This window comes from Nonomuraea sp. NPDC049378 (assembly GCF_055586745.1).
On record NZ_JBVJHP010000011.1, the window covers coordinates 342,828 to 369,118 of the forward strand.

Below are 26,291 nucleotides of genomic sequence, written 5' to 3' on the forward strand. Positions count from 1 at the left end.
CTGCCGTACCCAGCCGGTCAGGGGCGCATGCCAAGCCTTCTGGCGGCCCGGTCACGCTGACGGGTGGAGCGTAACCTGCGCAGCCTCTTGACCAGCATGGGGTCCTGCTCGAGCGCCTCCGGCCTGTCGATCAGCTCGCCGAGCAGCTGGTAGTAGCGCGTGGCGGAGAACCCGAAGGTCTCCTTGATGGCCTGCTCCTTCGCGCCCGCGTGGCGCCACCACTGGCGCTCGAAGGCGAGGAGCTCCTGATCGCGTTGTGAGAGTGATTGCCGGCGGGACGGCTCCTGGGCAGCATTGTCACCGCTGAGCGGTGCTCCCATGGTGTCCTCCTCGGAAGGGGCGTGTGACGTTCACGTCGCACGCACGCGGCCCGTGGCCATCGTAATGTGCGGGGCGCTGCTGTTCATGGCGGTTGGACAGACGTACAGTCACCAAATGTGACCTCAGTAATCACGCTGCTCACGGACTATGGGCTCGAAGACGGCTATGTGGCGGCCTGCCATGGAGTGATCGCCGGGATCGCCCCCGAGGCCAGGGTGATCGACGTGTGCCACCTGATCCCCGCGGGGGACGTACGACGCGGCGCGGCCGTGCTCGCCCAGACCATCCCCTACCTTCCCGCGGGCGTCCACATCGCCGCGGTCGATCCGGGGGCGGGCGCGTCCAGGCGCGCGGTGGCCGTGGAGGCGGGCGGCCGGGTGTTCATCGGGCCCGACAACGGGCTGCTGTCGTGGGCCGTGCGCGCCGGCGGCGGCGCGCAGGCGGCCCACGAGATCAGCGACGAGCGGCACTTCCTGCGGCCGGTCTCGCCCACGTTTCCCGGGCGTGACGTGTTCGCGCCGGTGGCCGCGCGGTTGTGCGGCGGGCTGAGCCCGGCGGAGCTGGGGCCGGAGATCCCGGTCGGCAGGCTGGTCTCGCTGCCGGAGCCGACCTCCCAGTTGCGTGAGGGCTCGGTGGAGGGCGAGGTCGTCTCGGTCGACCGCTACGGCAACACGCAGTTGTCGATCACGGCGGGCGACCTGCACGCGCTGGGCGTGCGGGTGGGAGACACGCTGGGGGTGCGGCTGGGGCGGCGGCAGCTCTCGCTGCCGTACCGGGAGACGTTCTCGGCGGTGCCGCCAGGGGAACTGGTCGCGTTCGCGGACTCGGCAGGGCTGATCGCGATCGCCGTGAACTCCGGTGACGCGGCGCAGCGCCTGGGGCTCCCACCCGGAGCACATGTCCGGCTTTCCCCTCTTTCCTAGGGCGAAAAGCCACAGATCGGAATTACTCCGCGTATCGGTCTGTTTACTGAAGCGTCGGGCTGGCGCAGCGGTCGCGTGTCAGAATGCCGGTCAAACGTCCCCTCCCCCTCCCTTTCGAGGTCGACGTGTACCAGCCCTCCGTTGTCCCGCTGCCGATGTCGTCCCCGCTCCTGCCTGCCCCGGAGCCTCCCGTGCCCGAACGCCGGTTAGTCCGACCGATCTTCACCGTGCCAGGCCTCCGCCCGGGCGCGCGAGTCACGTACATGCCTGCCGGGGTGGGTGTCGGCGGCCCGCCGCCGGCCCTCTCCAGCACCGGACGGCCCGCGACGGCACCGCACCGGGCGCTGACCGGATGAGCAGGATCCTCGTGCCCGCCCTGGTGTCAGCGCTGGCAGTGGGCACGGTGCTGGGCGTCGCCGCTCCGAGCGCCTCCGACGACGTCGGCCGGGTCGCGCGGGCCGGCCAGTGGCAGCTCGGCGCGATGCGGCTGCCCGACGCCTGGCGGACGAGCAAGGGCGCGGGCGCCGTGGTGGCCGTGCTCGACACGGGCGTGAACGGCCGCCACCCCGACCTGGCGGGCGCCGTGATCCAGGGGCCCGACCTGACCGGGGTGGCCAGGAGCCCGCACCGGTGGGGGCGCCACGGCACCGCCATGGCCAGCCTGATCGCCGGTCACGGGCACGGTGAAAAGCGTGAGGGCGGCGTCCTCGGGGTGGCGCCGGACGCCAAGGTGCTGTCCGTCAGGGTCACGCTGGACAACGGCGACCCGCAGCGCAAGAAGCAGCGCTCGGGCGGGCGCAACGCGCTGGCCAGGGGCATCCGCTACGCGGCCGACCACGGCGCCGAGGTGATCAGCATGTCGCTCGGCGGGGGCAGCGGCTCCTGGGAGGGCTCGGCGACGGAGGAGGCGGCCGTCCAGTACGCGATCGCCAGGGGCGCCGTGCTCGTGGCCTCGTCGGGCAACGACGGCGCCGCCGCGAACAGGAAGAACTTCCCCGCCGCCTACCCCGGCGTGATCGCCGTGGGCGCCGTGGACCGGCGGCTCGCGGTGGCCGGGTTCTCCAACAGGCAGGACTACGTCTCGGTGGTCGCGCCCGGCACGGACATCGTGACGGCCGACGGTCGCCGCTCGTACGTGATCGGCGACGGCACCAGCTCGGCCGCGGCCATGGTCGCGGGCGTGGCGGCCCTGATCAGGTCGGCGCATCCGAGCCTGTCGCCGTACCACGTGCGGCGGGCCATCGAGCTCGGCACCAGGCGGCGGCCGGCCGGCGGCCACAGCCGCGCCTACGGGCACGGGGTGGTCGACGCGGCGCTCGCCCTGCGGGCGGCCGGCCGGCTGGACGTGCCGGCGCCAGGCGGCGTGGCGCCGGGACCGTATTTCTGCGAGGCGCCGCCGTCCTCCAGGACGCCGGTGATCGCGGGCATGGTGATGCTGGTGGCGGCGATGTCGGCGCGGGTGCTGGTGACGCAGCGCAGGCGGCGAAGGGATGTAACCTAGCAAGCGCTTGTGTGATACTCCGGCTATGACGTTTGCGATCGACGGCTGGTTCGCCATCGACCACGACGGCGTCCGCCTCCTCGGCACCGGATGCGCGGACTGCGGCACCGTCTGCTTCCCGCCGCGGCACGGCCTCTGCCCCGACCCCCGCTGCGGCGGCACGGAGCTGCGCGAGGTCCGGCTGCCGAGACGCGGGCGGGTCTGGTCGTACACGAACGCCTGCTACCCGCCGCCGGCGCCGTACGTGGCGGCGGAGCCGTACGAGCCGGTGACCCTGGCCGCGGTCGAGCTGGAAGAGGCGGGCATCGTGGTGCTCGGCCAGGTCACGGGCCTGACGGTGGCCGAGCTGGAGGTGGGCATGGAACTGGAGCTCACCTCGGGCCCGCTGGCCGACGGGCCCCAGGTGTGGATGTGGCGGCGGCCGTCATGAGCGTCGTGGTGCTGGGCGCGGGCATGCACCCCTGGGGCAAGTGGGGCCGTCCCTTCGTGGAGTACGGCGTGGCGGCCGCCCGCGCGGCCCTGGACGACGCCGGCGTGGCCTGGACCGACGTGGACTTCCTCGTCGGCGCGGACACGATCAGGAACGGCTACCCCGGCTTCGTCGCCGGCGCCACCTACGCCCAGGCGCTCGGCTGGTCGGGCGCCAGGATCGCGTCCTGCTACGCCGCCTGCGCCTCGGGCGCCCAGGCCGTCGACATCGCGCGCACCCGCATCCTGGCGGGCCTGTGCGAGGTCGCCCTGGTCGTGGGGGCGGACTCCACGCCCAAGGGCTTCTTCGCGCCGGTGGGCGGCGACCGGCCCGACGACCCCGACTGGCTGCGCTTCCGGCTCCTCGGCGCCACCAACCCCGCGTACTTCGGCCTCTACGCCCGCAGGCGCATGGCCGTCCACGGCTCCACCCGCGCCGACTTCGCCGCCGTCAAGGTCAAGAACGCGCGGGCCGGCTCGCTCAACCCCATGGCCCGCTACCGCAGGCCCGTCACCGTGGACGAGGTGCTGGCCTCCCCCATGGTCGCCGATCCTCTGCGGCTGATGGACATCTGCGCCACCTCCGACGGGGGCGCCGCCGTGGTGCTCGCCTCGGAGGAGTACGCCCGCCGCCGCGGCACGACCCCCCTGGTACGCCTGGCCGCCGTGGCCACCGTCACACCGACCTTCCCCAGCGCCGTCCTGGAACTCCCGAACTTCGCCACCGACTCCTGGGCCGCAGTTCCGCCGCCCGAGAGGCCGTTCAGGGCGGCGATCGCGCACGCCGCCTACGAGGAGGCCGGGGTGGGGCCCGAGGAGGTCTCGCTGGCGGAGGTGTACGACCTGTCGACGGCGCTGGAACTGGACTGGATGGAGGACGCCGGCCTGTGCCCGCCGGGGGAGGCGGACAAGCTGCTGCGCGCCGGCGAGACGGCCGTCGGTGGCCGCCTCCCGGTCAACCCGTCGGGCGGGCTGGCCTCGTTCGGCGAGGCCGTCCCCGCCCAGGCCATCGCCCAGCTCTGCGAGCTCACCACCCAGTTGCGCGAGCGCGCGGGCCCTCGCCAGGTTCTCCGCCCCCGCGTCGGCCTGGCCGTCAACCAGGGCCTCTTCGGCCACGGCTCCGCCCTCATCGCCACCCTCTGAGACGCGCAGGCCCTCCGAGCAGGGCTCGGAGGGCCTGCGCCGTGCAGGGTGGTTCAGCCGACGTGGACGACGTCGTGCGTCTCGGCGAAGTGGCAGGCGCTCTCGTGCGCCGTGCCCGGCCGGATCTGCAGCAGCGGCTCCTCCTCCGCGCAGATCTCCTGCGCCTTCCAGCACCGCGTGCGGAACCGGCAGCCCGACGGCGGGTTGGCGGGCGACGGCGGATCGCCCTGGAGGATGATGCGCTCGCGCTGCTCCCGCCCCTCGGGGTCGGGCACCGGCACCGCCGACAGCAGCGCCTGCGTGTACGGGTGCGCCGGCCGGTCGTAGATCTCGGTGTCCTTGCCGAGCTCCACGAACTTGCCGAGGTACATCACCCCGACCCGGTCGGAGATGTGGCGCACCACCGACAGGTCGTGGGCGATGAAGATGTACGCCAGGTCGAACTCGTTCTGCAGCCGCTCCAGCAGGTTGATGACCTGCGCCTGGATCGACACGTCGAGGGCCGACACCGGCTCGTCGCAGACGATGATCTCCGGCTGCAGCGCCAGCCCGCGGGCGATGCCGATGCGCTGCCGCTGGCCGCCGGAGAACTGGTGCGGGTAGCGGTTGATGTGGTCGGGGTTGAGGCCCACGACCTCCAGCAGTTCCTGCACCTTCGTGCGGCGGTCGCCCTTGGGCGCCACCTCGGTGTGGATCTCGTACGGCTCGCCGATGATGTCACCGACGGTCATCCGGGGGTTCAGCGAGGTGTACGGGTCCTGCATCACCATCTGGATGTTGCGCCGCATGCGCTTGAGCTCGTTGCCCCTGGCCTTGGCGATGTCCCGGCCGTTGATCGTCACCGAGCCCGACGTGGGCCGTTCGAGCGCCATGAGGACCTTGGCGAGGGTGGACTTGCCGCAGCCCGACTCGCCCACGATGCCCAGCGTCTCGCCCTTGTGCAGGTCGAACGAGACGCCGTCGACGGCCTTGATGGCGCCGATCTGCCTCTTGACCACGATGCCCTGGGTGAGCGGGAAGTGCTTGACCAGGTCGCGCACCTCGAGGATGCGCTCACTGGAGCTCGCCATCGAGGACCTCCCTCCAGTAGTGGCAGGCGCTGTTCCGCGTGCCGCTGACCTCGTGGAGCGGGGGCGTGTCGGTCACGCAGTCGTCCTGACGGTACGGGCACCGGGGGTGGAACGCGCAGCCCGTCGGCAGGTCGAGCAGGTTGGGCGGCAACCCCTTGATCGCGTACAGCTCGTGGCCCTTGAGGTCGACCCGGGGGATCGACTCCAGCAGGCCCTTCGTGTACGGATGCGCGGGCCCCTTGTAGATGTCGTGCACGGGGGCGTTCTCCACGATGCGCCCCGCGTACATCACGGCGATCTTGTCGGCCACGTCGGCGACGACGCCCAGGTCGTGGGTGATCAGGATGAGACCCATCTGGCTCTCGCGCTGCAACTCGGCCAGCAGCTCCATGATCTGGGCCTGGACGGTCACGTCGAGCGCCGTGGTCGGCTCGTCCGCGATCAGCACCTCGGGGTCCAGCGCGATCGACATGGCGATCATGATGCGCTGCCGCATGCCTCCGGAGAACTGGTGCGGGTAGTCGTGGACGCGCTGCTTGGCGGCCGGGATGCGCACGCGGTCCATCAGCTCGACGGCCTTCTTCAGCCCGTCGGCCTTGGACATGCCCCGGTGCACCCGGAACATCTCGCTGATCTGCCAGCCCACGGTGAACACCGGGTTGAGCGCGGAGAGCGCGTCCTGGAAGATCATCGCGACCCGCTGGCCGCGCACCTGCGTGCGGGCCTCCTCCGACAGCTGGAGCAGGTTGGTGCCCTTGAAGCGGATCTCCCCCTTGGGGATCACCGCCGGCGGCATGTCGAGAATGCCCATGATCGCCTGCGCGGTCACGGACTTGCCCGAACCGGACTCGCCCAGCACCGCGAGCGTCTCGCCGGGGTTGACGGTGTAGCTCACCCCGTTGACCGCGCGTACGATCCCGGCGCGGGTGCGGAACTCCACGTGCAGGTTGTCGACCGCGAGCAGTGGATGGTCGCCCAGCGCCCCTCCTTCGGAGAGCTCAGGCAGCACGTCCGCTGACGTCTTCTTCACGTGATCCCCCCTTCTACCTGAGCTTCGGGTCGAGCGCGTCGCGCACCGCGTCGCCCATCATGATGAACGCGAGCACGGTGACGCACAGGAACGCCGCAGGGAACACCAGCGGGAGCGGCGCCTCCAGGAACCGGTTGCGCGCGTCGGCGATCATCAGACCCCACGAGATGTCCGGGGACAGCACGCCGACGCCCAGGAACGACAGCGCGGCCTCGGCGGCGATGAAACCGCCCAGGTTGATCGTGGCCACGACGATGACCGGCGCGAGCGAGTTGGGCAGCAGGTGCCGGAACATGATCCGGCCCGCTCCCGCTCCCAGCGCCCTGGCGGCCACCACGAAGTCCTGGCTCTTCGCGGTGATCACGGCCGCTCTCATGATGCGGTACGTCATCGGCCAGCCGAGCACTCCCAGCGCGACGATGACCAGCAGGATGCTGTTGGCCTTGCCGCGGAAGGTGGCCGCGATCAGCAGCGCGCCGAGGATCGCGGGGATGGCGAAGAAGATCTCGGTGAACCGCGAGGACACCGCGTCGACGGCGCCGCCCTTGTAGCCGGCGATGATGCCGAGCAGGCTGCCGATCAGCGTGGTGACGATCGTGGTGAACACGCCGATGATGATCGAGTTCCGGGCGCCGTAGATCGTCCTGGAGTAGAGGTCGCAGCCCAGGTTGTCCCTGCCGAACAGGTGGCCGGGGCTGGGCCCCTGACGCGCCGTCGACAGGTCGCAGCTCCTGGCGTTGAACGGGTCGATCGAGGTGAACAGCGACGGCCAGAACGACATGACCAGCAGCACGAAGATGATGATCACCGAGATGATGAACATCGGCCGGCGCCGTAGGTCGTACCACGCGTCGGTCCACAGGCTGGCGGGCTTGCCGCCCTTGGGCTTCTTGCCCTCGCGTTCCGGTGCCTGGGTGGGCTCCGTGACCAAGGTCTGCGTATCCGGGAGCCCGGGCCCGACCGGCGGGGTTGGGTTACTCATAGCGGATCCTCGGGTCGAGCAGGGCGTACAACATGTCGACGACCAGGTTGGCCAGGATGTAGATCAGCACCAGGATGGTGACGATGCCCACGACCACCGGTTGTTCCCGCAAGTAAACCGACTGGAAGAGCTGATTTCCAATCCCCTGCAGGTTGAAGATCGTCTCGGTGATGACCGCGCCGCCCATCAGGTTGCCGAGGTCGGCGCCCAGAAAGGTGACCAGCGGGATCAACGCGTTGCGCAACCCGTGCCTGCCGATGACGCGGCGTCTCGACAGGCCCTTGGCCGTGGCCGTGCGGATGTAGTCGGCCCTCAGGGTCTCCGCCAGGCTGGTCCTGGTGAGCCTGGTCAGATAGGCGATCGACGTTCCCGCCAGCACGAAGCCGGGCAGCAGGTAGCTGCGCCAGCCGGCGAAAGTGCCGGCGACGGGGAAGATGTCGGCGCCCGTCCACTGTTTCAGTTTCACGCCGAGCAGGAGCTGCAGCACGAACCCCGTCACCAGCGTCGGGACTGAGATGAACAGCAGCGTCGAGGCGAGGATCATGGTGTCGGTGGCCTTGCCCCTGCGCAGCGCGGCCCAGAGACCGAGCCCGACGCCGATGACGGCCTCCATGACCAGCGCTGTCAATGCGAGGTTCAGGGTGACCTGGAACTTGCCCGCCATGACCTGGGAAACGGGCACGTCGGCGAAGTTGACGCCGAAGTCGCCTTGGAAGAGCACGCCGCTGATGTAGTACCAGTACTGCACCAGCAGCGGATCGTTGAGGTGGTATTGCTCGCGCAGGACCTCGGCGATCGCGGGGTCGGGGCGCTTGTCCCCGAACAACGCCGCGACGGGGTCTCCGGGCAGCGCGAAGACGATGCAGAAGATGAGTAGCGTGGCGCCGAACAGGACGGGGATCGCCTGGATCAAGCGCCTGATGACATAACGGCCCATTCAAGCCCTCCGGTACACACCTGGAGGCAGCCCTCGGAGTCCGCGAACTACCCGGCTCGAGCGGCTGCCTCCAAGTTCAGCCCTCCGACGGGTGGACGGCGCGGCCGCCCACCCCGGCGAACGACGTCAGGCCTTCTCGACGTCTGCCCAGTCAATCTGGTTGAGCAGGTTGAGCTTGACGTTCTTCACCTTAGTGGAGTGCCCGAAGTTGCTCCGGTAGAAGTAGACCGGGATGTACGGGAGTTCCTTGATCAGGATGTCGTCGGCCTGCTGGTAGAACTTCAGGCCCTCGGCGGCGTCGGTCGCCTGGTCGCCCTTCTGCAGCAGCTCGTCGAACTCCTTGTTCGAGTAGCCGCCGTAGTTGGAGCCGGACGCGATGGCCCCGGTGGCGAAGATCGGGGTCAGGTAGTTCTCGGCCGCCGGGTAGTCGATCGCCCAGCCCATGCGGAACAGGCCCTTGTACTCCTTGTTGTCCAGCGCGTCCAGGATGCCCTGGAACTTCTCGAACGGCTTGGGCGTGACGTCGATACCCAGGTTGGCGCGGAGGTTGTTGGCGACGGCCTCGATCCACTCCTTGTGGCCGCCGTCGGCGTTGTAGCCGATCTCGATGGTCTTGGGGCCGCCCGCCTCGTCGTACAGCTTCTTGGCCTCGGCCGGGTTGTACGTGCACGCGTCACAGGCGCCCTGGCGGTAGCCGGGGATGGCCGGGTTGATGAAGTCGTCGGCGGGCGCGCGGGTGCCGGAGAAGACCGTCTCGGCGATGGTCTTCCTGTCGATGGCCAGCGAGATGGCCCGGCGGACCTGCACGTCCTGGAAGTCGGGGTTGTACTTCAGCGGGACGCCGATGTAGCCGATGGAGGCGTCGGCCTCGTCGAAGTAGCGGTCACCGAGCGCGGCCTTGGCGCTGGCGATCGCGGAGGGAGGCAGCGAGTCGTGGACGTCGAGGTTCTCGGCCTGGAGGTCGTTGTACGCCGTCTCGGAGCTGGTGTAGACCTTGAACTGGAGCTTCGTCCAGTTCGAGGGCTTCTTGCCCGGGAACTTGTCGTACACCGACGCCTCGATGGTCGCGTCGGTGCCCTTCTTGTAGGGCTTGTCCAGCTTGAACAGGCCCTGACCGATCGGCTGCTCGCCGTAGGCCTGGGTCACCTTGCCGTCGGGGCCGAGGGCCGACTCGGGCATCGGGTAGAAGGCGGTGTAACCCAGCATGGTCTTGAACTGCGAGAACGGCGCCGCGAGCGTGACCTCGAGCGTGAGGTCGTCGACGACCTTGAGACCCTTCATCTCCTTGGCCGACGGCTTCTTGCCCTCGCCCGGGTGGACGTCCTCGTAGCCGTCGATGCGCCCGAAGAAGTAGGACGCGCTCATGGCGTTGTCCTGGAGCGCCGCGTAGTTCCACGCGCGCGCGTAGTCGGCTGCCGTCACGGCGGTGCCGTCGTGCCACGTGTAACCGGACTTCAGCTTGATCGTCCAGACCTTGCTGTCTTCGGTCGTGATCGACTCGGCGGCCTCCTCGACTGGCTGCTTGTTCTCGTCGTAGCCGACAAGCGGAGAGAAAAGCGCGGCGAGAACCTCGGAGCCTTCGGTCTCGGTGGTGTTCTGCGGAACCAGGAGCTCCTGAGGCTCACCGACTTCCATGCGGACCGGCGTGGTGTCCCCGCCGCCCGCGGCAGTGCCACCGCTGTCCGAGGCACCGCCGCCACACGCGGCAACCGCGAGGGCCAGCAGCGCGGTACCGGCGACGATCTGTGCGCCCTTAGTAACACGCATGGTGAAAGATTTCCTCCCTCTACAGGTGGGCGTAAGCGCTGAGCTGCGGTGATCGTGAGCAGCCTGACGGGGGGTCCTGGTATCCCCCCGGGTTTGGCTGACATGGTCAAACCAGCCGACGCCCTGCCAGTCGATCGCGACTATCCCTCACTACTTGCCACCAGGACGTCTCTGGCGCGTTGCAGTTCGGTCACACGTACGCCCATCAACCGTCACAGACATTTAGCCCTATCAGTATGGAACGGTACAGACCACACCAAGCAGGTCCTGCATGGACGTGAACTGCCGATGAAAATTACCCCCTACACGAAGGCGCTCGCGCCCTTGCCGCCACACGCCGCCACACCCCGCCCGGCTGAGCTACGGTTGAGCAGGTCTTGACGGCGCCTTGGAACCCAGCGTCCCGAGACTCCGTCCAACTGACTGTCGCCGACCCGTGCGACAGGCACCTCACCGACTGGGATCCAATAGAGTCCTTGCCATGAGCCAGCCGGAATCCGCTGTCGCGGACGCCCAGGCGGGCGGCCGAAGCGGGCAGGAGCCGCTGGCCAAGCTCGCCAAGCGATATGGGCTTCGCCGTGCCATCGCGCGGCCGAGGTTCCCTGTCTACCTGCGCCAGTTGTGGCAGCGCCGCCACTTCATCCTGACATACGCGACCTCGCGCAACGTCTCGAAATACTCGAGCTCGGCGCTCGGCCAGCTGTGGCAGGTGCTGACTCCCCTGCTCAACGCGGGCATCTACTACGTGATGTTCGGTGTCGTCCTCGGCGGCAGAGACGGCATCGACAACTACCCGGCGTTCCTGCTGACCGGGATGTTCATCTTCACCTACACGCAGCGCACGGTCACCGCCGGCGCCAAGTCGATCTCCGGCAACCTGTCGATGATCCGGGCCCTGCACTTCCCCAGGGCCTCGCTGCCGCTCGCCTACACGATCCAGGAGCTCCAGCAGCTCGCCATCTCCATGGGCGTCCTCCTCACCATCGTCTGGGCCACCGGCGAGTGGCCGACGTGGTTCTGGCTCATGATCCCGGTGGTGCTGCTGCTCCAGACGATGTTCAATGTCGGGATGGGCCTGGTGGTCGCCCGGCTCGGCGCGCAGATGCGCGACCTCAACCAGTTGCTGCCGTTCATCTCCCGCACCTGGCTCTACGCCTCGGGCGTGTTCTTCTCGATCCAGGACAAGGTCGTCGGGAAGGCGGAGTTGCCGCAGTGGGTGGCGGACGTGATGTACCTCAACCCCGCCGCCTCCTACATCGAGTGGATGCGCGAGATCCTCATCGGGTCGCACAACCAGCAGTACGGTTACCACCCCCCGGCGACGGTGGTGCTGTCTTGCGTATTCTGGGCGGTGTTCGTGCTCGGCTTCGGCTTCTGGTACTTCTGGCGGTCCGAGGAGAGGTACGGGCGTGGCTGAACTGACCAAGGAGCTGTCACAGGTGAAGGGCGAGAAGCCCGCCGTCCCGGGCAAGGATGTCAAGGTGCATCCCAACCCGGAGCCCTCGGGCAAGCGGCCTCTTGACGTCCCCACGGGCACTCCGACCGTCATCGTCGACGACCTCCACATCGTCTACCGTGTCTACGGCGCGGCCTCGGAGAGCGAGAAGGGCAACGCGGTCAACGCCCTCACACGCCTTCTGAAGCGCCAGGGACGCCCGCAGATGAAAGAGGTCCACGCGGTCAAGGGCGTCACGTTCGTGGCCTACCACGGCGACGCCATCGGCATCGTGGGGCGCAACGGCTCGGGCAAGTCCACGCTGCTGCGGGCCATCGCGGGCCTGCTGCCGCCGCACAAAGGAGCCGTCTACACCGACGGCCAGCCGTCGCTGCTCGGCGTCAACGCGGCTCTCATGCGCGAGTTGACCGGCGAGCGCAACATCGTGCTCGGCTGCTACGCCATGGGCATGACACCGGCCGAGGTCCGCGAGAAATATCAGGAGATCGTCGACTTCTCCGGCATCGACGAGTTCGTCCAGCTGCCCATGTCCACCTACTCCTCCGGCATGGGCGCCCGCCTGCGCTTCGCCATCTCCTCCGCCAAGACCCACGACGTCCTGCTGATCGACGAGGCCCTGGCGACCGGCGACCGCGAGTTCCGCAAGAAGAGCCAGGAGCGGATCCGCAAGATCCGTGAGTCGGCCGGCACGGTCTTCCTCGTCGCCCACGACCACAAGGTCATCGAGGAGACCTGCAACCGCGTCATCTGGCTGCACAAAGGCAAGATCAAGATGGACGGCGACCCGAAAGAGGTCATCGCCGCCTACAACAAGGGCTGACCCCGCCCCCACGCTGTCGCCACACCGACCCCGCCGCCGGTGTGGCGCCTTTCGTCGTGCCCGGCCTTCGATCGCGTGTGCGAAACGCCGGCGACGGGAGGGGTTAATGACTGACAGCGAGCCTGCCGTTCCGATAGAATTCGAACGCCAATTCGATCTGGGGAACGGCGATGGAGTGGGAGCGCGCGATGGGAGAGCTTTCGGCCGCGATTGACCACCTGGCCACCGAAGACGTGTCCGAGATCCCGCGGATGCAGCTCGCCGAGCAGCTCCTGGAGCTGCACTGGCAGATGGCCAGGCTGCAGGCCCAGATAGCCCGCCGCACCGGCGTCCGACTCCCCTGAGCCCGCACGGCGCCGCTCTCCGCCCCCGCACGGCGTCGGGCCGCCCGATCCCGGCCGCATCGCGCCGGTCTGCCCTGGCCCCGCCGCACGGCTCGTGCGGTCTCCCTCCGCCCCGCCGCGACACGCCGTCCTGACGAGACCAACGCCATCGTTCCACCACGTCGCGGGAAAGGGCCCACTCGGGCCCGCACTGCATGCGCTCGCCGCTCGTCGAGCCACCCGCGTCGTCGACGCGTTCCCGGGCGCGTCCCGGGCGGCAGGTCCGGCCTTGGACCCGGCGCACGGGCAGGCCGTGCTGACGGCCGGCGATGCGCGCGTGTCGGCGGCCCGCCACGTGGCGGTCAGACGGCGTCTCCCTGGAGGCCCTCAGCCACGTTCGGCGGGTGGGGTGACCTTGGCGGTGCCGTAAAGGGAGGGGGAGAAAGCATGCCGCCGGCCCCGGGGTGGGGCCGGCGGCGGGCGGCTCGTGCGGCGCCGCCGCCCTGCAGTGGCGGCGCGGTGCGCGAGCTCGCCCCGGGCTCGGACGCGTCCGCCCTCGCCCGTCATGAGATCACCCGCGTGCGCGGCCCGTGCGCGCGACGACTCGCGACCCACGCGCGGCCGGCCCGGAGCGCTCGGCACCTGTGAGCGCCCCACCGGCCTGGCACGTCAGCACGACGGCGTCCCCGCCACGGTGAGATCCCTATCCGTGGACGGCGATGTCCCGCTCCTCCTGCCGAGGAGACGGCCTACGGGTCACCGGCACGACCTGGCTCCCGGCGTCGGCACCTGTGACGCCCGCGAACCCTCGTGCCGGCCCCCGGCGAGCCACGCTCGCCGGCGCCTCCGCCGTCGGCTAGTCGCGGTCCCAGGAGTTCCGCACCGAGCTCGTCAGCGCGCCGGTGGACCATCCGAGCGCGGTCATCACGTCACGGTGCGACGCGGCGGCCTTGGTGCCGCTGGTCTCGAGGGCGCCCGAGGCCTCCCGGACGAGCGGCGTGAGCTCGTCCAGGGTGGCGGCCCTGGGCAGGCCGGGCAGCGCCTCGGCGACCGGGGCCGCCTCGGCGGGCGCGACCTTCCCGATCACCGTGGACAGCCGTCCACCGGGCATGCCCGGCAGCGCGTTCTTGGCGGCCTGCGTGAGACCGGACGCGGAGGTCTGCGCCGCGACGCCCTTGACGGGCGCGCCCTCGGTGACCGGCAGCTTGACCAGCGTGTTGCCGAGGGACGACTCGGCCAGGCCGGCCAGGGCGGCGACAACGCCGTGCACGGTCGCGGCCTGGGTGGCGACCTCGCTCCTGCCCTGCCGGAACGCCTTGGCCGACGGGTTCGCCGCCTCCGCCATGCGGGCCGCGCCCGACAGCAGGGGCAGCGACGACTTCGCGCCGCGGCTGTTACGGACCCCCATCCCGCCGACGATCGGCGACAGCTCGGCCAGCGGGTCGCCACCCTTGGTGACGTCCTCGGCCGAGTTGGGCGTGCCCATGGTCCGCCGCTGGTTGTCGGCTATCCTCCGGTACTCGGCCAGAGCGTCCCTCTCGGCCTCTGTCAGCCCCCGCGGCTGGGCGGGCACGCCGAAGAGCGCGCTGACCAGCTCGCCGGTGATCCCGCCGCCGCCGAGCGGGCTCGTCGCGGTGGTGCCTGCGCTCCGGCTGCCGGAGAGGACGTCCGCTTGGGCCGGCACGGCCAAAGCCGCCGCCAAGCCAAATGTTGTGACGGCTACAGCCGCCTTGACTACTCGATTCATGATTGCCTTCCCGGCTCGTGATCGATCGCTCTCGAATGCGGTGGAAATGCGAATCGATAACCCCCGAATGCCGTGGCGTACGCGCTATGGGCACCACATCGGGCGTGCCGTCACGGCTGAGCTACGCCAGCAGTTCTATCACTCGCTGTGACCGGCCGCAGGCTCATGAATGCCCATGTAGAAGGGGTTTGCAGCACGGTTACCGAGTGAGGGGGGAGCGTTGAGCGGGGAGACAAAACGGAAATAGGAGGGTCTTGTTTCTGATAGTGCACGCCCGCGCGGCGCACTTCGCGCGGGCCGCCTCATAACCACCCTTCGGCCCGTGAACAATGGGTCGCGAAAACAAATGTCACGGGCCGGGGCGTAATTTTCCGGTCGCGTTGGACGCGCGCGACCGTCAGACGGGCAGCAGGGCTTCCTCCTGCTCGAACGGAAAACGATCGGCGAAGGCCGGCCGGAGGTCGCTCAGCCACACCGCGGTCGGATCGTAGCGCGCGAAGAACGGCCGCCTCACGAGTGAGGGGTCGCGCGCCTGGATGAGGTGGAGCATGAAGACCCGCTCCCCGGCGATCTCCGTGACGCCGTCGACGCACACCTTTCCGGGCGTGGCGGACATCGACGGACCGCGGACCGTGCGGCAGAGCCCGGAGACGGACGCGTAGGCGTCCCGGAAGATCTCGTACGCACGGGCCAGCGGCACCGCGAAGTAGTCCTGGGGACCCGTGTCGCGCTCGACGAACATGTAGTAGGGAATCATCCCCATCCTGAGCTGGCGCCGCCACATGCGCTCCCACACGGCGGGGTCGTCGTTGATGGACCTGATCAGCGGCGCCTGGGTGCGGATCGTGGCGCCGCTCCCGAGGATGCGCTTGACCGCCGACTCCACCAGCGGCGACTCCAGCTCGCGCGGGTGCGAGAAGTGGGCCATGAACGCGAGGTTCTTGCCCGCCTTCGTGACCTCCTCGAACAGGCCGAGCGTGGCGTCAGCGTCGGGGTCGGTGGTGAAGCGCTGCGGCCAGTAGGCCAGCGCCTTGGTGCCGATGCGGATGGACTCGAGCTGGTCCAGCTCCAGGAGCGGCTCGATATATCGCCTGATGACGGGCTCGCCCATGATCATGGCGTCGCCGCCGGTGATCAGGACGCTGGTGACCTCGGGATGGCTGCGGATGTAGCTCACCATCTGGCCGATGTCGTCAGAGGCGAACTTCAGGTCCGCGTCCCCGACGAACTGCGCCCACCTGAAGCAGTAGGTGCAGTAGGCGTGACAGGTCTGCCCCTGCTTGGGGAAGAACAGCACGGTCTCGGGATATTTGTGTTGCATGCCTGGGACAGGCTCATCGTCGATCTTCGGGACGTTGAGCTCCTTCTGGCCCGCGGGATGCGGGTTGAGCTGTGCGCGGACGCGGTTGGCCTCAGCCTGGATCTCGGCGTTGGGCGCCTCGGCCTTGAGCAGGTCGGCCAGCCGGGCGACGTCTTCCGCGGGCAGCATGTCCTCCTGAGGGAAGACGAGCCGGTATATCGGGTCGTCGGGCGCGGCCGACCAATCTATGAGTTCCTCGACGACGTAGGCGTTCGTCCGGAACGGCAACACCGTGGCCACGGCGCGAACCTTCAGCCGCTCCTCATCGCCGAGCCCCGCACGCTGCAGGAGCTCGTCGAGATGCTTGGACGTGTACGCCTTGAAGCGTCGGGTGCCTGCCTGGTTCAAGATCACTAGGCCTGTCCCATCTTTTTTGTTCGATCTGATGTAAACCTCACGACCCTGTCGCGCGTCTACGGTTCTTAATACCCGGACGCTCCCAGTCGCGTCACCGGTTCCACCAGGCTCCAAGTTTCTCTGGAGGTTTGGCGAGACTCGCGACATATCGCGAATAGGCCTACACTCGTCGTGTGACCGACGATCCGGACCTTCGCGCCTCCGACAACGACCGCGACCGCGTGGCCGCCGTGCTGTCCGAGGCGCTCGCCGCAGGCAGACTCACCAGCGTCGAGCACGCCGACCGCCTCGATCTCACCTACACGGCGAAAACGGTCGGGGAGCTCGTCCCCATCACCAAAGACCTGCCCGACATATCCGCCGCCGGCGTGCCCACCGCCATCGAGCAGCAGGTCATCGACTCGAAGTTCAGCAAGGTCGTGCGCAAGGGCCGCTGGGTCGCCTCCAGGAACACCAGGCTGTCCGCGCGGTTCGGCGCGCTGATCATCGACCTGTCCGACGCCGTCCTGCCCGGCCGCGAGATCACGATCGAGACGAACGCCTGGTTCAGCAAGCTGATCGTGCGCGTCCCCGAGAACGCCCACGTGATCGACGAGGGCAGCTCGATGTTCGGCAAGCGCAACGTGACCGGCGGCTCCGAGGCCGACGGTCCGCTGATCCGGGTCACGGGGGCGTCGAAGTTCTCCAAGGTGATCGTGTCGCGCGGGATGTCCGACTGGAACCTGCGCTGACGGCGCCCCGCCTCGCGACGGCGAACGGGCCCGGCACGACTGGAACCGCCCCATGCGGGAACCAGGAGGGCCTACCCGCCGGTTAACCTGGCACTGCCGTGCCTACGATGCGGACATCCGAGCCCGCGTTCCGGCCAAGCCATGACGGCGGGCTCGATGCCGTACGAGGTGATCATTGTCCGACAGCAGGCCCATCGCGCTCGACGCCATGGGCGGCGACCACGCACCGCACGAGATCGTGGCGGGAGCGGTCCACGCCGTACGCGAGCGCGGCCTGCGCGTCGTTCTCGTCGGCTCGCCCCGCGTGCTCTACGAAGCGCTCGCCGACCACGACGCGACGAGGGAGATCCCGATCGTCCGGGCCGAGGAGGCCCTGGCCATGGACGAGGGCGCGCTGGCCAGCCTGCGCCGCCCCCGCTCCAGCCTCGCCGTCGCCTGCCACCTCGTACGCCGCGGCGACGCGGGCGCGGTGGTCTCCGCCGGCTCCACCGCGGCCATCGTCGCCACCGGCAGGCTCAGGCTGAAAGGCCAGCAGGGCGTGCTCAGGCCGGCCATAGCCGTCGCCCTGCCCACGCTCCCGCACCCCACCCTGCTGCTCGACGCCGGGGCCAACGCCGAGGCCAAGCCGGAGATGCTGGTCCAGTTCGCCCATCTCGGCGCCGCCTACGCCGAGCTGGCCCACGGCGTCGAGCAGCCCAGGGTCGGCCTGCTGACCATCGGCGCCGAGGCCGAGAAGGGCAACAAGCTCGTCAAGCGCGCACACGAGCTGCTGCAGGGCTCTCCCGGCATCCACTTCACCGGCAACGTCGAGGGCTACGACCTGCTGACCGGCCAGGCCGACGTGATCACCACCGACGGCTTCACCGGCAACGTGGCGCTCAAGACCATGGAGGGCGCGGTCCGCTACGCGTTCGCCGAGCTCCAGGAGAGCATCGGCGACAGCAGGCTGGCCAGGCTCGGCGCCGCCATGCAGCGCTCGCGCCTGCGCGAGCTGCGCCGCCGCCTCGACGCCGAGGCATACGGCGGCGCCGTCCTGCTCGGGCTGAACGGCACCGTCGTCATCGCCCACGGCTCGTCCAGGGCCCAGGCGATCAGCGCGGCCTGCCGGCTCGCGGACGACCTGTCGTCGAGCGGCATCGTCACCGAGGTCGGCGAGCGGATCGCCGCCACGCATCGCTCCCACAGGCTGTGGTGACCCTTTAGGGTGTGAGACCGATCCACGCAACAGGGGGACATGTGGACGGGCTTGCCTCAACGCTGCGGGGCCTGACTCCCGCACAGGTGGCGCGGGCGCAGACCAACGATGTCCCGCGCCGCTCGAGCAGGTCGTTGAGCGCGATCCTCAGATCCAACGTCCTGACGCTGTTCAACCTCGTCATCGGGGTGCTCAGCGTCCTCGTGCTCGTCTTCGGCGAGTGGCAGGACGTCATGTTCGGGCTGATCATCGTGGCCAACGCGCTGATCGGCATCGTCCAGGAGCTGCGCGCCAAGCGCACGCTCGACCGCCTCGCGGTGATCAACGAGGCTCCCGTACGCGTCCGCCGCGACGGAAGCGAGCAGCGGATCGAGGCACGCCAGATCGTCCTCGGCGACCTCATCCTGCTCGGCCCGGGCGAGCGCCTGCTGGTCGACGGCGAGGTCGTCGAGTCCGACGGGCTGGAGGTGGACGAGTCCCTGCTGACCGGCGAGGCCGACCCCGTGCACAAGCGGCCGGGCGACGAGGTCCTGTCGGGCAGCTTCGCCGTCGCGGGCTCCGGCGCGTTCGTCGCCACGAAGGTCGGCACCGACGCGTACGCCGTGCGGCTCGCGGAGGAGGCCAGCAAGTTCCACCTCGCCCACTCCGAGCTGCGGGACGGCATCGCCGGCTTCATCAAGTACGTCACCTGGCTCCTGATCCCGGTCGGCGGCCTGCTGCTCTACAGCCAGCTCAGCAACTCCGCCGATCTCGGCACCGCGGTCACCGGCGCGGTCGCGGGCATCGTCACCATGATCCCCGAGGGCCTGGTGCTGATGACCTCGATCGCCTTCGCCGTCGGCGTCGTACGCCTCGGGCGGCGCAAGTGCCTCGTCCAGGAGCTGCCCGCGGTCGAAGGGCTGGCCAGGGTCGACGTGCTATGCCTGGACAAGACCGGCACCCTCACGGCCGGCGGGATGGACCTCGACCGGGTGCTACCGCTGCGCGACGGCCAGCCGGTCGAGGTGGCGCTGGCCGCCCTCGCCCACCTCGACCAGCAGCCCAACGCCACCGCCCAGGCCATCCGCGCCCGCTTCCCCGGGGTCGAGGACGGGTGGGTGGCCCGCGCGACCGTGCTGTTCTCCTCCACGCGCAAGTGGAGCGGCGCCGACTTCGGCGAGCGCGGCACCTGGGTGCTGGGGGCTCCCGACGTGCTGCTCGACGGGGGCGACTGTTACGACAGGGCCGCCGAGCTGGCCGCCGACGGCACCCGCGTGCTGCTGTTGTGCCGTACGGACGTCCTGTCGGCGGACGCGTCATGGGCGGAGCCCGAGCCCGTCGCCCTCGTCACCTTCACGCAGCGTGTCAGGCCCGACGCGCGAGACACCCTGCGCTACTTCGGCGAGCAGGGCGTGACGGTCAAGGTCATCTCCGGAGACAACCCCGACGCGGTCTCGGCGATCGCGACCGGCCTGGGCATCCCCGGCGGCGAACACTCGATCGACGCCAGGACGTTGCCGCGTGACGACCCGGACAGGCTCGGCGAACTACTGGACTCCCACACGGTCTTCGGCCGGGTCTCCCCGCGGCAGAAACGCGAGTTCGTCGCCGCCCTCCAGTCCCGCGGCCACACCGTGGCCATGACCGGCGACGGCGTCAACGACGTGCTCGCGCTGAAGGACGCCGACCTGGGCATCGCGATGGGGGCGGGCAGCCCGGCCACCAAGGCGGTCGCCCAGGTGGTGCTGCTGGACGACAGGTTCGCCACGCTGCCGCACCTCGTGGGCGAGGGCCGCCGGGTGCTGGCCAACATCGAACGCGTCTCCCACCTGTTCCTCACCAAGAGCTTCTACGCGATCGTGTTGTCGGTGGTCGTCGGGCTGGCGGGGCTGATGTTCCCTTTCGCGCCACGCCACTCGACGCTGACGAACGCCCTGACCATCGGCATCCCCGTGCTCTTCCTCGCGCTCACGCCCACGCTCGAACGCGCCAGACCCGGGTTCGTCCCCCGGGTGCTGCGCTTCGCCGTACCCGCCGGGGTGTTGTGCGCGGCGGCGGTGCTGCTGGCGTTCTGGGCCGCCCACGACAGCACGACGACGCTCGTCCAGACCCAGACGTCCGCGGTGATCGCGCTCTTCCTCACCACCTGGTGGGTGCTCGTGCTGATCGCCAGGCCGCTCAACTGGTGGCGTACGGTCCTCGTCGGCGCCATGGCCGTGCTGTTCGCCGTCAGCCTGACGCTGCCCTTCGTCAGGGAGTTCTTCGCGCTCCAGCCCGGCGACGTGGCCAGGGATCTGACGGCCGTCGGCATCTCCGTCGTGGCGGCCGCGGCGATCAGCATCGCGGTCAGGCTCGCCGGTACCCTTAAAGCATGACCGACCCGCAGATTGTGCTCACCGAGCGCGTCCAGCAGGCGCTGGCGCACGCGTTCGGCCCCGAGCACGCCGATGCAGACCCGCTGATCCGGCCCTCCCAGTTCGCCGACTTCCAGGCGAACGTCGCGATGAGCCTGGCCAAGCGACTGCGACGGGCGCCGCGGGAGGTCGCCGAGGCGATCAAGAGCGCGCTGTCCGACTTCCCCGGCACGGTCGACGTCAGCGGCCCCGGCTTTCTCAACATCACTCTCGACGACTCGTGGATCGAGTCCGAGGCCCAGCGCGTGCTGGCCGACCCGCGGCTGGGCGTCGGCTCGATCGCGCCCTCCCAGACCGTGGTGATCGACTACTCCGCGCCCAACGCGGCCAAGGAGATGCACGTCGGCCACCTGCGCACGACGATCGTCGGCGACTCGCTGGCTCGCCTGCACGAGCACCTCGGCAACACCGTGATCAGGCAGAACCACCTGGGCGACTGGGGCACCCCGTTCGGCATGCTCGTCGAGCACCTGCTCGACATCGGCGAGGAGACCGCGGTCGCGCAACTCGAGGCCGGCATGGGCACGGAGTTCTATCAGGCGGCGCGGGCCAAGTTCGACGGCGACGAGGCGTTCAAGCAGCGCGCCCGGGTGCGGGTGACCACGCTGCAGTCCGGCGACCCCGACACGATGCGGCTCTGGCACGCGTTCATGGACGCCACCGTCCGCTACTTCAACAAGGTCTACCAGCTGCTCGGCGTCACGCTGACCGACGCCGACCTCGCCGGCGAGAGCATGTACAACCCCATGCTCCAGAAGACGTGCGACGACCTGGAGGCCTCCGGGGCGGCGGTGATCAGCGACGGCGCGCTCTGCGTGTTCCCGCCCGGCTTCACCGGCTCCGACGACAAGCCTCTGCCGCTCATCATCAGGAAGAGCGACGGGGGCTACGGCTACGCCTCCACCGACATGGCGGCCATCCGCTACCGCGTCCACGACCTCAAGGCCGACCGCATCCTCTACGTCGTGGGGTCCGAGCAGGCGCTGCACTTCCGCATGGTGTTCGCGGCGGCGCGGGTGGCGGGCTGGCTGCCCGACACGGTCTCGGCCGAGCACGTCCAGATCGGCATGATGCTCGGCAAGGACGGCCGCCGGTTCAAGACCCGTTCCGGCGAGTCCATCAAGCTGTTCGACCTGCTGCAGGAGGCCATCGCCCGGGCCACGGCGGCGATCTCCGACCGGGGCTACGACGAGGCCACGAAGAGCGAGATCGCGCGTGCTGTCGGCATGGGTGCAGTGAAATATGCTGACTTGTCGGTCAGTCACGACAGCGAATACGTCCTCGACTTCGACCGCATGCTCGCCTTCACCGGCAACACCGGCCCCTATATGCAGTACGCCACGGCCCGGATCCGCTCCATCTTCCGCCGGGCCGGCATCGAACCCTCCGACGCGAAGGGCCCGATCCTGCTGGGCGACCCCGCCGAGCGCGCCCTGGCCCTCCATCTGCTCGGTTTCGGCTCGCTCGTCGAGCAGGTGGCCGAGCAGTCCGAGCCCCACCGGCTGTGCGCCTTCCTCTACGAGACCTCCAGCCTCCTGAGCACGTTCTACGAGCAGTGCCCGGTGCTCCGGCCGGAAGTGCCGCCGGAGACGCGCGCCTCCCGCCTCGCGTTGTGCGCGCTGACCATGGCCGTGCTGGAGACCGGGCTCGGCCTTCTGGGCGTCCCTGTCCCCGAGCGCATGTAACACGCAGTTGACCCAAAGCTCCCGTTCCGTCGTGGGCGCGCCTTCACCGAGTTGGCGCGCCCCAGCGGCTAGGCTTTACGCGGTCATGAACTGAGGCCGAAATGGGGGAGTTCTCTGCCTTGAGCACGGACCTGACTGCGAGCCCCCAAGCAGCGACGGAGGTGCATCGCTACGCGGAGGCGTTGCTCGCACACCTCGCCGCCAACGGCTCCGCACCTCCCGCCGCCCCGGGCTTCCGCGACATCCCCGGCTACTGGCTGCCTCCCGCCGTCGAAGCGCTGGTCGCCATCCTCGCCGGCGACGACCCCCTCGAGCCGCTGAGCAGGGCGGCAGGGCGCGACCAGCAACAGACCGCGCTCTTCCTCTGCCTGGCCCTGGCCGTGTCCGGGCAGGGCAGCCGCATCCACGCCTCATGGCTCGGCACCGCCTTCGGCGAGTTGTCCCTCGACCGGCCGGTCACCCACGGGCAGCGCTCCCTCTGGCTGGCCGCCGCCAGAGGCGCCTACGGCCCCGCCGGCAAGATCTTCGTGCTGCGCAAGCTCGACGTGCTGGCCGTGCAGGAACACGCCGACCCGCAGCAGTGGATGCGGTCACTGGTGCCGGACGAGCCGTCGGTCGTCGTGCCGCCGTCCCTCGTCGACTTCCCCGAGATGGCGGAGATCCCCGAACTGGCCAAGCCCGCGGTGGCCGCCGCCCGCCTGGCGAGGTTGCGCGGCCGCGTCTCCGAGATCACCTCGGCCCGGCAGTCCGACCACGACTCCTCTGCCCCGCTCGACAACAGCACCGGCAGCCCCGCCACGTCCTGGGCCGAGGACGAACCACTCGCCGTGCTGCGCTCGCTGATCGGCCAGAGCGGACCGGCCGGCCCGATGGCCTCGCTCAGCTCACACCTGCTCGACGACCTGCACCCCGGCGCCGACCCCCATCTGGCGGCGATCGCCCTCCACGTGGCTGCGCCCATCCTGCGGGGCGTCGCCGAGGAACTGGAGGCCGACAGCCGGCTGGAGCCGCCGGAGACGCTGACGGTGCCGCTGCTCGGCCACCGCATCCACCTGCGGCCCGAGGGTCCCGACGAGCTCTCGATGGCCGCCGCCGAGAAGGCCATCGTCGCCGACGGGGTCGTACCCCGCGGCCGGCCATGGGCCGCCATGGTGCTGATCGTCGCCGGGGTCGCCTGCCTCGTCGGCGCCGTCTTCCTCAACCACCTGCTCGTCGCGGCCGCCGTGGCCATGATCGGCCTGGCGGGCTGGCAGCTCTGGCTGCGCCGCAAGCTCGTCGAAGCCGACGCCCGCTACGTGACGGCCCAGGTGGGCGAGCTGAAAGAGCTGGCCGAGGGGGCGGTGTGGGCCCTGCACGCCTACGCCCGCGAAGCCGATGCCCGCGCGAGGCAGGCCGCCGCCGACGCGGTGGAGCTGGCCCGCCTGATCCGCCGCGGCCCGCGCGCAGGCTGAGCTTCCCGCCGAAGGCAGGCACCTGGCTTCCTCACCCACGGTGGACTCGAGAACGCGCAGCCGCCTTTGACACAGCCCCGGTACCGGGCTTCCTCGCCACTCAGTGGTTCACGCCGTACAGAGCCTCAGGGCCCGCATCGGGCTTCCCTGCCCGTACGGTGCTGCAAGAGCCGGGCTTCCCCGCCCGCACGTGGGGTTGAGACCCGCACACGTGGGGCTTTCACCGGCCCGCCATCGCGGACGGACCTGCAGGCCGGGCCTGCGGGGCTGAACGTGCGACCGCACCGCAGCCCGTTTCGGTGTGACCCGGCCGCCGTCCCGTCGCGCCCGCACGCGACAAGGAGCTCCGGTCCCGTCAGGAGACCCGCGGCCCGCATCACAGCGGGTCTCCTACGAAACCTCGATCTCCACGTGTGCCGGCGCGAGCAGGAAGACGCGGTCGGCGATGCGCTCGATCCTTCCCTCGCACCCGAAGGCCAGCCCTGCGGCGAAGTCGACCATCCTCGTCGCCTCGGGCATCGGCATGCCCGTGACGTCCATGATCACCGTCTGCCCGTCACGGAAGTGCTGACCGATCATCGGCGCGTCGTTGTACTTGAGCGGCTGGACCATCACGATGCGTGACGAGTCGACGTTCGCGCGCCACCGTCTGGCAGCCCGCTCCGTAGCCGGCACGTATTCGTCCTCGTAGTGCCCGTCGTCGTCGTAGCCCTCGTCGTATTGGTCGATTCCGCCCAGGCCAAGGTAGCTCACCACCTTGCGCACAGCCCCCATCGGCTTGTCCTTTCCTCAGGAACTCACCGTAATCGGCACGTCCCTACACATTGGACGGTAACCGACGATTCCGCATTCGCCACGCGACACGCCCAGGACTAATTCCATTTTGTACGGCTTGCAGCCCGGTTGCAGCTGGATATCCGACCCTTGGATAGCATCGAGCACATGCGCCTCTTCACTGTGGACGCCTTCACGGACACAGCTTTCAAGGGTAATCCCGCAGCGGTCTGCCTGCTGGACTCTCCGGTTACTGACCGATGGATGCAGAGCGTAGCCGCCGAGATGAACCTCTCCGAGACCGCCTACCTGCTCGGAGATTCTCTGCGCTGGTTCACGCCCATGGTCGAGGTCACGCTCTGCGGTCACGCCACCCTCGCGACCGCCCACGTGCTCTATTCGACCGGGGCGGCGAGCGGCCGGCTCGAATTCACCACGGCCAGCGGGACGCTTACCGTGAATCGTCGCTCCGACGGCATGATCACCATGGATTTCCCGGCGAAGGAGGTGACCCCCTCCACCGTTCCCGCCGGCCTGGAGAAAGCGCTCGGAGCGACCCCGGTCCGCGTCGGAAAAAGCCACCTCGACCTGCTGGTCGAGCTCGAGTCAGAGGAATCGGTACGGTCACTGACCCCCGATATTCCAGCCCTGGCCGCCGTCGACGCGAGAGGTGTCATCGTCACCGCGCGGGGCACCGAGACCGACTTCGTCTCCCGCTTCTTCGCCCCCAACGTCGGCGTCCCAGAAGATCCGGTGACGGGCTCGGCCCACTGCGCGCTCTCACCGTACTGGTCGACCCGCCTCGGCCGATCTTCCCTGGTGGGGGCCCAGCTGTCGGACAGAGGGGGCCTCGTACACGTGACTCACCACGGTGACCGCGTCCACCTGGCCGGCCGGGCCGTAACGGTGCTCTCCGGCACCCTGAACGTCTGAGAGCTCCATCCAGGGAAAGCGGGCCCCGGGTCCACAACCGCGAACGTCACGTGCGCGGAGGCCCTCCGTTCGTCATGCCCTCCTCGCCGAAAGCCAGCGAACCGAACATGGTCGGCACACCACCCGGCCGAGCGCAGCATCGCCATGCCTCTGCCCGGCCGCCATCACGGCGCGGCGCATCGACCAACCCGCCACCACCAACCACCGTTCCCGTGACTCCGGTGGAGGCGCCGACCATGTGCCCGACCGTCACAACCTCGTCCGCCGAAGGGCCACCCGACACGATCCTGCCCACGCGTAACAGATCCCCTCTCAGCGACGTGCACCGAACATGGCACACTGCACAAATGAGGATCAGAGTCGCGGACGAGCACGACTTCCCCGGTTTTCTCAGCTTGGCGTCCGAGGTCGAACACTGGTTCGGGCCCATGGTCGCCGAGTCCGGCTTCCACGACGCCGTGCGCAAGAACCTCCGCCGATCGACGGCGCTCGTCGCAGTCTCGTCGGGCCCGGGTCTCCTCGGCGGGCTGTTGTTCGGGACATCCCATGCCCCGACCTACCACGTCCGATGGCTCGTCGTCTCGGAGCAGGCGCGGGGGCAGGGCGTCGGCCGGGCACTGATGGCTGACGCGATGCGCAGGTACGTACGCGGCCCGGGCAGCGTCGAGGTGGTCACCTTCGGCGCCGACCACCCTGGCGCTTCCGCCAGCGGTGCACGCGCCTTCTACGAGCGGCTCGGCTTCACCCCTGCCGAGGCCACCGACCCCGGGCCGGAGGGCGGCTCCCGGCAGGTCTACCGCCTCGCCGTCCCTCCCAAGCCCTTCGGGTGACACAAAAAAGAGGGGGTCCCGACGCGCTCAGCGTCGAAACCCCCTCCACAAAGATTGTCCGGCGGTGACCTACTCTCCCACACCCTCCCGAGTG

At 69.5% G+C, this 26,291-nt stretch carries 23 protein-coding genes; 14 read left to right on the plus strand and 9 right to left on the minus strand.

Annotated elements, in window-relative coordinates; all coding sequences use genetic code 11:
- Positions 1–17 precede the first annotated feature (17 nt).
- On the minus strand, positions 18–320 hold the full coding sequence (locus ACZ6SA_RS25255; protein WP_347645569.1) for a DUF3263 domain-containing protein: 303 nt from the start codon (positions 318–320) through the stop codon (positions 18–20).
- A 117-nt stretch (positions 321–437) separates the two neighbouring features.
- Between ACZ6SA_RS25255 and ACZ6SA_RS25260 the strand changes: the two genes are divergently transcribed.
- The 4 genes from ACZ6SA_RS25260 (at position 438) to ACZ6SA_RS25275 (ending at position 4,356) form a co-directional block, all read left to right on the plus strand.
- A complete protein-coding gene (locus ACZ6SA_RS25260; protein ID WP_347645568.1) occupies positions 438–1,244 on the plus strand; it encodes an SAM hydrolase/SAM-dependent halogenase family protein in 807 nt (268 codons plus the stop codon).
- 352 nt (positions 1,245–1,596) lie between these two features.
- Positions 1,597–2,745 (plus strand): S8 family serine peptidase, encoded by a 1,149-nt coding sequence (locus tag ACZ6SA_RS25265; protein ID WP_465830807.1) that lies wholly within the window; start codon positions 1,597–1,599, stop codon positions 2,743–2,745.
- A 25-nt stretch (positions 2,746–2,770) separates the two neighbouring features.
- The gene (locus ACZ6SA_RS25270; protein ID WP_347645566.1) at positions 2,771–3,175 is read left to right on the plus strand and encodes a Zn-ribbon domain-containing OB-fold protein; all 405 of its coding nucleotides are present in this window, start codon (positions 2,771–2,773) and stop codon (positions 3,173–3,175) included.
- Positions 3,172–4,356: a lipid-transfer protein gene (locus ACZ6SA_RS25275; protein WP_443152439.1), complete on the plus strand. Its 1,185-nt coding sequence runs from the start codon at positions 3,172–3,174 to the stop codon at positions 4,354–4,356. Before ACZ6SA_RS25270 ends, ACZ6SA_RS25275 begins: the two co-directional genes overlap by 4 nt.
- A 53-nt stretch (positions 4,357–4,409) precedes the next feature.
- Here the strand turns inward: ACZ6SA_RS25275 and ACZ6SA_RS25280 are convergent, their stop codons facing one another.
- The 5 genes from ACZ6SA_RS25280 to ACZ6SA_RS25300 form a co-directional block, all read right to left on the minus strand.
- The gene (locus ACZ6SA_RS25280) at positions 4,410–5,426 is read right to left on the minus strand and encodes an ABC transporter ATP-binding protein (RefSeq protein ID WP_347624307.1); all 1,017 of its coding nucleotides are present in this window, start codon (positions 5,424–5,426) and stop codon (positions 4,410–4,412) included.
- A complete protein-coding gene (locus ACZ6SA_RS25285; RefSeq protein WP_347645565.1) occupies positions 5,410–6,456 on the minus strand; it encodes an ABC transporter ATP-binding protein in 1,047 nt (348 codons plus the stop codon). The genes ACZ6SA_RS25280 and ACZ6SA_RS25285 overlap by 17 nt, the downstream gene beginning before the upstream one ends.
- Before the next feature lie 13 nt (positions 6,457–6,469).
- Positions 6,470–7,438: an ABC transporter permease gene (locus ACZ6SA_RS25290; RefSeq protein ID WP_347645564.1), complete on the minus strand. Its 969-nt coding sequence runs from the start codon at positions 7,436–7,438 to the stop codon at positions 6,470–6,472.
- Positions 7,431–8,375: an ABC transporter permease gene (locus tag ACZ6SA_RS25295; protein WP_465830810.1), complete on the minus strand. Its 945-nt coding sequence runs from the start codon at positions 8,373–8,375 to the stop codon at positions 7,431–7,433. Before ACZ6SA_RS25295 ends, ACZ6SA_RS25290 begins: the two co-directional genes overlap by 8 nt.
- A 126-nt stretch (positions 8,376–8,501) precedes the next feature.
- Entirely contained in the window at positions 8,502–10,010 is a 1,509-nt protein-coding gene (locus tag ACZ6SA_RS25300; protein WP_465830812.1) for a peptide ABC transporter substrate-binding protein, read from the minus strand.
- A gap of 613 nt (positions 10,011–10,623) precedes the next feature.
- Here ACZ6SA_RS25300 and ACZ6SA_RS25305 point away from each other — a divergent pair.
- The 3 genes from ACZ6SA_RS25305 (at position 10,624) to ACZ6SA_RS25315 (ending at position 12,762) form a co-directional block, all read left to right on the plus strand.
- The gene (locus tag ACZ6SA_RS25305; RefSeq protein ID WP_347645561.1) at positions 10,624–11,559 is read left to right on the plus strand and encodes an ABC transporter permease; all 936 of its coding nucleotides are present in this window, start codon (positions 10,624–10,626) and stop codon (positions 11,557–11,559) included.
- A complete protein-coding gene (locus ACZ6SA_RS25310) occupies positions 11,552–12,418 on the plus strand; it encodes an ABC transporter ATP-binding protein (protein WP_347645560.1) in 867 nt (288 codons plus the stop codon). Before ACZ6SA_RS25305 ends, ACZ6SA_RS25310 begins: the two co-directional genes overlap by 8 nt.
- Positions 12,419–12,606: 188 nt before the next feature.
- Positions 12,607–12,762, plus strand: coding sequence for a hypothetical protein (locus ACZ6SA_RS25315; RefSeq protein ID WP_165977444.1), 156 nt, complete (start codon positions 12,607–12,609; stop codon positions 12,760–12,762).
- An 835-nt stretch (positions 12,763–13,597) separates the two neighbouring features.
- Here the strand turns inward: ACZ6SA_RS25315 and ACZ6SA_RS25320 are convergent.
- Together ACZ6SA_RS25320 and ACZ6SA_RS25325 are read right to left on the minus strand one after the other, a co-directional pair.
- Positions 13,598–14,425 carry a hypothetical protein gene (locus tag ACZ6SA_RS25320; protein WP_347645559.1) on the minus strand — a complete coding sequence of 276 codons (828 nt, stop codon included), beginning with the start codon at positions 14,423–14,425 and terminating at the stop codon, positions 13,598–13,600.
- A 460-nt stretch (positions 14,426–14,885) separates the two neighbouring features.
- Positions 14,886–16,202 carry a KamA family radical SAM protein gene (locus ACZ6SA_RS25325; RefSeq protein ID WP_347645558.1) on the minus strand — a complete coding sequence of 439 codons (1,317 nt, stop codon included), beginning with the start codon at positions 16,200–16,202 and terminating at the stop codon, positions 14,886–14,888.
- A 176-nt stretch (positions 16,203–16,378) separates the two neighbouring features.
- Between ACZ6SA_RS25325 and ACZ6SA_RS25330 the strand changes: the two genes are divergently transcribed.
- The 5 genes from ACZ6SA_RS25330 to ACZ6SA_RS25350 all read left to right on the plus strand — a co-directional run bounded on the left by ACZ6SA_RS25330 (position 16,379) and on the right by ACZ6SA_RS25350 (position 23,660).
- Entirely contained in the window at positions 16,379–16,936 is a 558-nt protein-coding gene (locus ACZ6SA_RS25330; protein WP_347645557.1) for a DUF1707 SHOCT-like domain-containing protein, read from the plus strand.
- Between the two features lie 175 nt (positions 16,937–17,111).
- On the plus strand, positions 17,112–18,131 hold the full coding sequence (gene plsX, locus ACZ6SA_RS25335) for a phosphate acyltransferase PlsX (RefSeq protein WP_347645556.1): 1,020 nt from the start codon (positions 17,112–17,114) through the stop codon (positions 18,129–18,131).
- Positions 18,132–18,172: 41 nt separating this feature from the next.
- On the plus strand, positions 18,173–20,485 hold the full coding sequence (locus tag ACZ6SA_RS25340) for an HAD-IC family P-type ATPase (RefSeq protein ID WP_465830816.1): 2,313 nt from the start codon (positions 18,173–18,175) through the stop codon (positions 20,483–20,485).
- Entirely contained in the window at positions 20,482–22,209 is a 1,728-nt protein-coding gene (gene argS / locus ACZ6SA_RS25345; protein ID WP_465830818.1) for an arginine--tRNA ligase, read from the plus strand. The genes ACZ6SA_RS25340 and argS overlap by 4 nt, the downstream gene beginning before the upstream one ends.
- A 161-nt stretch (positions 22,210–22,370) precedes the next feature.
- Positions 22,371–23,660 carry a hypothetical protein gene (locus tag ACZ6SA_RS25350; RefSeq protein ID WP_465830820.1) on the plus strand — a complete coding sequence of 430 codons (1,290 nt, stop codon included), beginning with the start codon at positions 22,371–22,373 and terminating at the stop codon, positions 23,658–23,660.
- Positions 23,661–24,050: 390 nt separating this feature from the next.
- Here the strand turns inward: ACZ6SA_RS25350 and ACZ6SA_RS25355 are convergent, their stop codons facing one another.
- Positions 24,051–24,434: a cell division protein SepF gene (locus ACZ6SA_RS25355; protein WP_132331033.1), complete on the minus strand. Its 384-nt coding sequence runs from the start codon at positions 24,432–24,434 to the stop codon at positions 24,051–24,053.
- A gap of 168 nt (positions 24,435–24,602) precedes the next feature.
- Here ACZ6SA_RS25355 and ACZ6SA_RS25360 point away from each other — a divergent pair, with 168 nt between their 5' ends.
- Together ACZ6SA_RS25360 and ACZ6SA_RS25365 are read left to right on the plus strand one after the other, a co-directional pair.
- Entirely contained in the window at positions 24,603–25,367 is a 765-nt protein-coding gene (locus tag ACZ6SA_RS25360) for a PhzF family phenazine biosynthesis protein (protein WP_465830836.1), read from the plus strand.
- Between the two features lie 347 nt (positions 25,368–25,714).
- Positions 25,715–26,197, plus strand: coding sequence for a GNAT family N-acetyltransferase (locus ACZ6SA_RS25365; RefSeq protein WP_465830823.1), 483 nt, complete (start codon positions 25,715–25,717; stop codon positions 26,195–26,197).
- The last annotated feature ends 94 nt before the right edge of the window (positions 26,198–26,291 follow it).

What these genes read in the sequence shown, in the direction of transcription:
- ACZ6SA_RS25305 (WP_347645561.1), top strand. Translation starts at nt 10,624, where the DNA reads ATGAGCCAGCCGGAATCCGCTGTCGCGGACGCCCAGGCGGGCGGCCGA.
- ACZ6SA_RS25255 (WP_347645569.1), bottom strand. Translation starts at nt 320, where the DNA reads ATGGGAGCACCGCTCAGCGGTGACAATGCTGCCCAGGAGCCGTCCCGC.
- ACZ6SA_RS25290 (WP_347645564.1), bottom strand. Translation starts at nt 7,438, where the DNA reads ATGAGTAACCCAACCCCGCCGGTCGGGCCCGGGCTCCCGGATACGCAG.
- ACZ6SA_RS25315 (WP_165977444.1), top strand. Translation starts at nt 12,607, where the DNA reads ATGGGAGAGCTTTCGGCCGCGATTGACCACCTGGCCACCGAAGACGTG.
- argS (WP_465830818.1), top strand. Translation starts at nt 20,482, where the DNA reads ATGACCGACCCGCAGATTGTGCTCACCGAGCGCGTCCAGCAGGCGCTG.
- ACZ6SA_RS25280 (WP_347624307.1), bottom strand. Translation starts at nt 5,426, where the DNA reads ATGGCGAGCTCCAGTGAGCGCATCCTCGAGGTGCGCGACCTGGTCAAG.
- ACZ6SA_RS25270 (WP_347645566.1), top strand. Translation starts at nt 2,771, where the DNA reads ATGACGTTTGCGATCGACGGCTGGTTCGCCATCGACCACGACGGCGTC.
- ACZ6SA_RS25365 (WP_465830823.1), top strand. Translation starts at nt 25,715, where the DNA reads ATGAGGATCAGAGTCGCGGACGAGCACGACTTCCCCGGTTTTCTCAGC.
- ACZ6SA_RS25265 (WP_465830807.1), top strand. Translation starts at nt 1,597, where the DNA reads ATGAGCAGGATCCTCGTGCCCGCCCTGGTGTCAGCGCTGGCAGTGGGC.
- ACZ6SA_RS25360 (WP_465830836.1), top strand. Translation starts at nt 24,603, where the DNA reads ATGCGCCTCTTCACTGTGGACGCCTTCACGGACACAGCTTTCAAGGGT.
- ACZ6SA_RS25275 (WP_443152439.1), top strand. Translation starts at nt 3,172, where the DNA reads ATGAGCGTCGTGGTGCTGGGCGCGGGCATGCACCCCTGGGGCAAGTGG.
- ACZ6SA_RS25300 (WP_465830812.1), bottom strand. Translation starts at nt 10,010, where the DNA reads ATGGAAGTCGGTGAGCCTCAGGAGCTCCTGGTTCCGCAGAACACCACC.
- ACZ6SA_RS25355 (WP_132331033.1), bottom strand. Translation starts at nt 24,434, where the DNA reads ATGGGGGCTGTGCGCAAGGTGGTGAGCTACCTTGGCCTGGGCGGAATC.
- ACZ6SA_RS25295 (WP_465830810.1), bottom strand. Translation starts at nt 8,375, where the DNA reads ATGGGCCGTTATGTCATCAGGCGCTTGATCCAGGCGATCCCCGTCCTG.